This is a genomic window from Bifidobacterium sp. 2450, assembly GCF_041900695.1.
GTDB classification, from domain to species: Bacteria; Actinomycetota; Actinomycetes; order Actinomycetales; family Bifidobacteriaceae; genus Bifidobacterium; species Bifidobacterium longum.
The window spans coordinates 139,707-145,706 of the sequence record NZ_JBHEEA010000001.1 but is presented as its reverse complement, the minus strand read 5'-3'; the positions used below and the strand labels follow the sequence as shown (position 1 = coordinate 145,706).

At 60.0% G+C, this 6,000-nt stretch carries 4 protein-coding genes; all 4 read right to left on the bottom strand.

Annotated features, from left to right (window positions below):
* Window positions 1-337 precede the first annotated feature (337 nt).
* On the bottom strand, window positions 338-1,717 hold the full coding sequence (locus tag ACEUKI_RS00560) for a replication-associated recombination protein A (protein ID WP_374156349.1): 1,380 nt from the start codon (window positions 1,715-1,717) through the stop codon (window positions 338-340).
* Between the two features lie 82 nt (window positions 1,718-1,799).
* Complete coding sequence (locus ACEUKI_RS00555; protein WP_374156348.1) at window positions 1,800-4,367, bottom strand: DEAD/DEAH box helicase; 2,568 nt, start codon at window positions 4,365-4,367, stop codon at window positions 1,800-1,802.
* Window positions 4,368-4,500: 133 nt separating this feature from the next.
* The gene (locus tag ACEUKI_RS00550; protein WP_374156347.1) at window positions 4,501-5,574 is read right to left on the bottom strand and encodes a PPK2 family polyphosphate kinase; all 1,074 of its coding nucleotides are present in this window, start codon (window positions 5,572-5,574) and stop codon (window positions 4,501-4,503) included.
* 65 nt (window positions 5,575-5,639) lie between these two features.
* The gene (locus ACEUKI_RS00545) at window positions 5,640-5,948 is read right to left on the bottom strand and encodes a hypothetical protein (protein WP_374156346.1); all 309 of its coding nucleotides are present in this window, start codon (window positions 5,946-5,948) and stop codon (window positions 5,640-5,642) included.
* Window positions 5,949-6,000: the final 52 nt, after the last annotated feature.

Here is a 6,000-nt window from a genome sequence, read left to right as displayed (position 1 = left end):
TCCTTCCCCCGTTTCCAAAACCGGGGGGGGGGGCCCCCGGTTTTCCCCCGGGGCCCCGCCCCACACGCTAATGAAAGGAAGAAAAAGGAGAAAGAAAGCTTCGAACGACCGCTCCAGCCTGCACCACGCCCTCGCGCACTGCGGACTCATGGAAACACTGACATTGGTACTCTTGGACATCGGAGGCTCCTTCGCCGGAACGGATAGGTTTAGGCACCACCCATTCTGCCTAGAAGCCTCTATCCACCCCACCCCTCCATCAGAGCAGCAAACACGGTCCGGTGTTCGCCTCCCCTTTCCCACTGTTATTGTTGCGTTACACTTTACTCCCCTATGTTCATTTCTGTTCGGGTTCCCTGCCATGCAGCATCGGGCGAATCTTGGCAAGACGCTGGCTGACTTCGTGTTCATAGCCGCGATCGTTGGGATGGTAGTATTCGGTGCCGCGCAGCTCTTCGGGCATATATTCCTGTGGCGCCACGGCACCGGGCCAATCGTGCGCATACTTGTAGCCCTCGTGGTTGCCCCACTCTTTCATAAGCTTGGTGGGGGCGTTCCTCAAATACAGCGGAACAGCGCCGATCTTGCCGGCATCCACGTCCGCGAGCGCCTGGTTAATGGCGTTATAGCTGGCGTTTGATTTGGGCGCGGTGGCCACGGCAATCGTGGCTTCGGCCAAAATAATACGTGCCTCGGGCATGCCGACCAGCGCCACGGCCTGCGCCGCGGCCACGGTGACCTGCAAAATCTGCGGGGCGGCCATGCCGACTTCCTCGCTGGCGGCAATCATGATGCGACGGGCGATGAAGCACGGATCTTCACCCGCTTTCAGCATGCGCGCCAGATAATGGATGGCGGCATCCGGATCGGAGCCCCGCATGGATTTGATGAATGCGGAAATCACGTCGTAATGGTCATCGCCGTCTTTGTCGTAACGCACGGTGGCGGCGTCCATTACCGTAGCCACGATTTCGGGGGTGATGATGGGTCGGCGTGCGCCCTTTTTGCGGGCTTCGTCGCCGGTGACCGCGCCAGCCGCGGCCTCCAGAATCGTGAGACTCTTGCGTGCGTCGCCACCGGCCATGCGCACGATATCGGCGATGGCTTCGTCCGTGGCTTTGACCTCGCCCTTGAGACCGCGGTCATCAGTCAGCGCGCGCTGCACCAGTTCGGTGAGCTGATCAGGCTCCAATGACTCAAGCTTGACGACCACCGAACGGGAGAGCAACGGTTTGATGATGGAAAAGCTCGGGTTCTCGGTGGTGGTGCCGATAAAGGTCACGTCGCGGTTTTCGACGGCGGGAAGCAGCGCATCCTGCTGGGATTTGGAGAAGCGATGCACCTCGTCGATGAACAGTACGGTTTCCTGGCCGCGTGACACGAGCCGTTCGTGAGCGCGGGTGAGTACGTCGCGCACGTCTTTGACGCCGGATGTCACGGCGGAGAGTTCCTCAAACACGCGGCCGGATTGGCCGGCCACGATGGTGGCGAGCGTGGTTTTGCCGACGCCTGGAGGGCCGAACAGGATTACGGAGCTCGGCGCGGTGAGACTGCCTTTGCTGGCCGGATTGGCGAGGCGGCGCAGCGGCGAGCCCTGGCCCAACACCTGCGTTTGGCCAATCACCTCGTCCAAAGTGCGTGGACGCATGCGCACCGCCAACGGCCGTGTCATCGACTCCGGCGCATCAGCCGCCCCAAACAAATCGTTCTCACTCATAGCGTCCTATAGTACCCCAGTGTTCGAACAGACGTTCGAGCTGCACCTTGGCTTCCCTCAGAGAGGGGAGCCAAGAAAGGAATCAGTTACTCACCTTGTAGTCGTGGAAGACTACTTCGCCGGTGTCTTGGGTGGCGTCGAGGTCCACGATGCCTTCGATGGCCCAGTCGCGATCGCCATCGGAATCATCGATAATCTGACGCACCTTCCACGTATGCTCGTCGTTCTCGTGCTTGTCATCCAACATGAACAGTTCGGGCGAGCGCGCTTCGGCGCCGATGCCCACGTACTCGTGCTCGTCGTAGTAGTCGTCGAGCACATCTTCCCATTCGTGCACGCCGTAGCCCCAGTCTTTGTCGAGCGCGCCAAGCTTGTCCGGCTGGTCGAGGTCCATAAGCTGCACACGGCGGAACATGGCGTTTCTGATCAGCACGATAAGGCCTCGTCGGTCCTCGACCACCGCGTTCTTCTTGCCCGGCGCCGCCAAGGAGGCCGCCGCCTCGGACTGGTCGGCAGAATCGCCGGCGTTCTCCCATTCATCCACCAGCGAGGAGTCGATGGAGCGCACGAGCACGCGCAGCCAGGAGATGATGTCTTCGAGTTGCTCGTCACGCTTTTCGGGCGGCACGGTACGCGCCAGCGTGCGGTAGGAGTCCGAGAGGTAGCGCAACAGGGTACCTTCGGAGCGGGCGATGTTGTATCGGGTGATGTATCCGGTGAAGTCGGAGGCGGTTTCCACCATGTCGCGCACCACAGATTTCGGCGATAGCCAGTAGTCGTTGGCCCACGGCACATCGTGGCGGTACTGGTCGAACGCGGCTTCGAGCATGTCTTCCAGTGGCTTCGGATACGTAATCTCCTGCAGCTTATCCATACGCTCGTCATAGTCGAGTCCGTCGGCCTTCATATCGGCCATCGCCTTGTCTCGGGCCTGACGCTCCTGGGCACGCAGCACCTGCTTGGGATCTTCGAGCGTGGCCTCGGCCATGGAGATCACGTCCAGCGCATAGGTGTCGGACTCGGGGTCCAGCAGTTCGAGCGCGGCCAGCAGGAACGGGGAGAGCGGCTGGTCGAGGGCGAAGTCGTCCGGCATATCAAGGGTCATGTAGTAGTCCTTGCCGCCGTCCTTGCGGTCCTCGGTTTCGATGACTTCGGTATCGAACAGGGTTTGGAAAATCTCGTCGGCCCGCTGGTGCAGATGCTCCTTTTGGTCGGGGGTCTGCGCGGAATCGTCGATGAGATCGTCGATACGGGCACGGGCGTCGCCGCCCTGCGCCACTTCGTTGAGCACCATCGAATGCGTGATTTTCAGGTGCGGGACCAGGGTTTCCGGTTCGGCGTCAATGAGCTTGTCAAACGTGCTCTGGTTCCAGGTCACAAAACCTTCCGGAGCCTTCTTGCGCTTGACCTTCTTGAGCTTCTTCGGGTCTCCCCCGGCCTTGGCGATGGCCTTCCGGTTTTCGATTTCGTATTCGGGAGCCTCGGCGATCACCAGTCCCTCGGTATCGAATCCCATACGACCGGCTCGTCCGGCAATCTGGTGGAATTCACGGGCGCGCAGGCGGCGCATCTTGGTGCCGTCGAACTTGGTCAAGGCAGTGAGCACCACGGAGTGAATCGGCACATTGATGCCGACGCCCAATGTATCGGTGCCGCAAATCACGGGCAGCAGACCCTGCTGGGCGAGCTGTTCGACCAGGCGGCGGTAGCGTGGCAGCATGCCGGCATGATGGATGCCGACACCGGTGCGCAGCAGTCGCTGCAGAATCTTGCCGAAGGCTGTGGTGAATTTGACGCCTTTGATGGCTTCTGCGATGGCTTGGCGCTGTTCCTTGCTGGACACGCCGGTGGAGGCGAGCGCCTGCGCGGTCTCCAGCGCGGCGTCCTGTGAGAAATGGACCACATAAATCGGGGTTTCGCCGTTGCGGAAGGCGAGTTCCACGGTTTTTTCCATCGGATCGAGCGTGTATTCGTAGCTTAACGGCACCGGTCGCGGCGCGTCGGCGATTACATCCACTTCCGGGGTGTCGTTCAGATCGGAGAGCTTGTCGGCAATGGCGTCCACATTGCCAAGCGTGGCGCTCATCAGCAGGAACTGGGTCTGCGGCAGCGTGAGCAGTGGCACCTGCCACGCCCAACCGCGCTCCGGATCACCGTAATAATGGAATTCGTCCATCGCCACGAGGCCCACGTCGGCATGGGTGCCTTCGCGCAAAGCCTGATTGGCGAGGATTTCGGCGGTGCAGCAGATGATCGGCGCGTCCGCGTTGATGTGGCTGTCGCCGGTGATCATGCCGACGTTGTCGCGGCCGAACACTTCGACCAAGTCGAAGAATTTCTCCGACACCAGCGCCTTGATCGGAGCGGTGTAATAGGAGCGGCGGCCAGTGCACAGGGCGGCGAAGTGCATGCCAAGCGCCACCAGCGATTTGCCCGAACCGGTCGGGGTATTCAAAATCACATGGTCGCCGGCCAAGAGGTCCATAATGGCCTCTTCCTGATGCGGCCATGGTTCGATGCCTTTGACGTCTTCCACCCAGCCGAAGAATCGTTCGTAGATGTCATCGGCCGTAAGATTCCGTTCGCGCTCGTCACCGTCCCATTCGGGGGCCAGCCGCCCCAGGGATCCGTATTCCTTCTCGTCAGTCATAATGCTCAGTCTACCTAGTGGCCTATTCCGGCGGCACGAGCCACCCTCCGTCGCTATGCGGCGCCTCCCGCCAGCGGGCGGAACCATGCGAAGAGCCGTGCCATGCGCTTGGCTCCGCCAGTGGGAGGATCGTTCACGCCAACCGGCGGCGCACCTCGTCGGGGTCCACCTCGGGTTCGAGGGGCGGCCAAGTCATGTTCATGTTCTTCAAGGTGGTGCGCAGCAGTTCGGAGACCACTGCTCGCGAATACCAGCGGTTACCGGCCGGTACGAGGTACCAAGGTGCGGCGGCCGTGCTGGTCTTCTCGAACACCTCCTGCCATGCGGCCATATACTCATCCCAGCGGTCGCGGGCCTCGAGATCGGAGATGTCGAATTTCCAGAACTTGGTGGGATCGTCCAGTCTCCCGAGGAAGTGTTTTTTCTGTTCTTCCTGGCTTACCACGAGAAAGATCTTGAGGATGGCGCATCCGCTGGCGGCCAGTTCACGTTCGAAATCGTTGATCTGGTCGTAGCGGGCACGCCATACGTTTTCGGGATAGGTGCCATAGACGTGCGGCATGACCACATCTTCATAATGGGAACGGTCGAATACGGCAATCCACCCCGGCTTGGGCAATTCACGCTTCACGCGCCAGAGGAAGTCGTGGTCGAGCTCCTCGGCCGTAGGCTTGCCGAAGCCATGGTAATGGATGCCCATCGGGTCACCTTGGCTGAACACGTGACGCACGATGCCGCCCTTGCCGGAGGCATCCATGCCTTGCAGCACGATGAGCAGCCGCCGTGTCGAGCCTTTGACGCCATTCGCGTACATGAGCCGCTGGTATCGGGCGATTTCGGAGGAGCTGATCGAAATGAACTCCTCGGCGTCCTCTTTATTGCCGTCGAATCCGGGAGTGGAATCGCCTTCGACATCAGTGACCTGCATGCCGTGGTGGAACATAAGACGTTGAGCGGGCGGCAACGACCATACGGCGCTGAGCAGTTCACTGGATTTCGCCGCACGTGCCAGTCGTTCAGGCACGCTGGCACTGGAGTCGATGGCGTCTATGCGATCCGCCGCGAGCTGTAATACCTTGTCGATCCGTCGATCGGTTTTGTATTCCTTTCCCTTGCCATTCTTGTTGTTCTTTCCTGAGGATTTTCCGGCTGTACCCCACTTGCCGGCCTCTTCAGGCTTGTTGGTTCTGTCGTCGTCCTTGGCCATGCTCCCGATTGTACGTCTTGCAACTCAGGAGACCCAGCAACGTAGCGACATTCACATTTCACTTGTTACTGCAAATCTACAGGCATGCAGTCGTTCGGACCGTAATTGTTGGCTTTGCACCAATTCCAAGCCTCATCCGTCGAGTCGAAGCCCTCACCGGCAAGAATCACATAGTATTTGTCGGAATTGCTGCTGTAGGTGGGCCAGTCACCCGACCAGATAAGCAGTACGTTTGAATTCTTGTTGTGCATCGTGATGAATTGCGCAAGAATATCGCGGTAGTTCCAGGTCTTGCCTTCAGCTTCCATGCCCTTGCGCTTGCTGGACAGCTGCGCGGTATACGCGGAATAGACCCGAAAAATCGAACACGGCATCGGCCGCAACATTATCGTCGCTGTCCCGCAACGTGAGTCGAGTGACCGAATC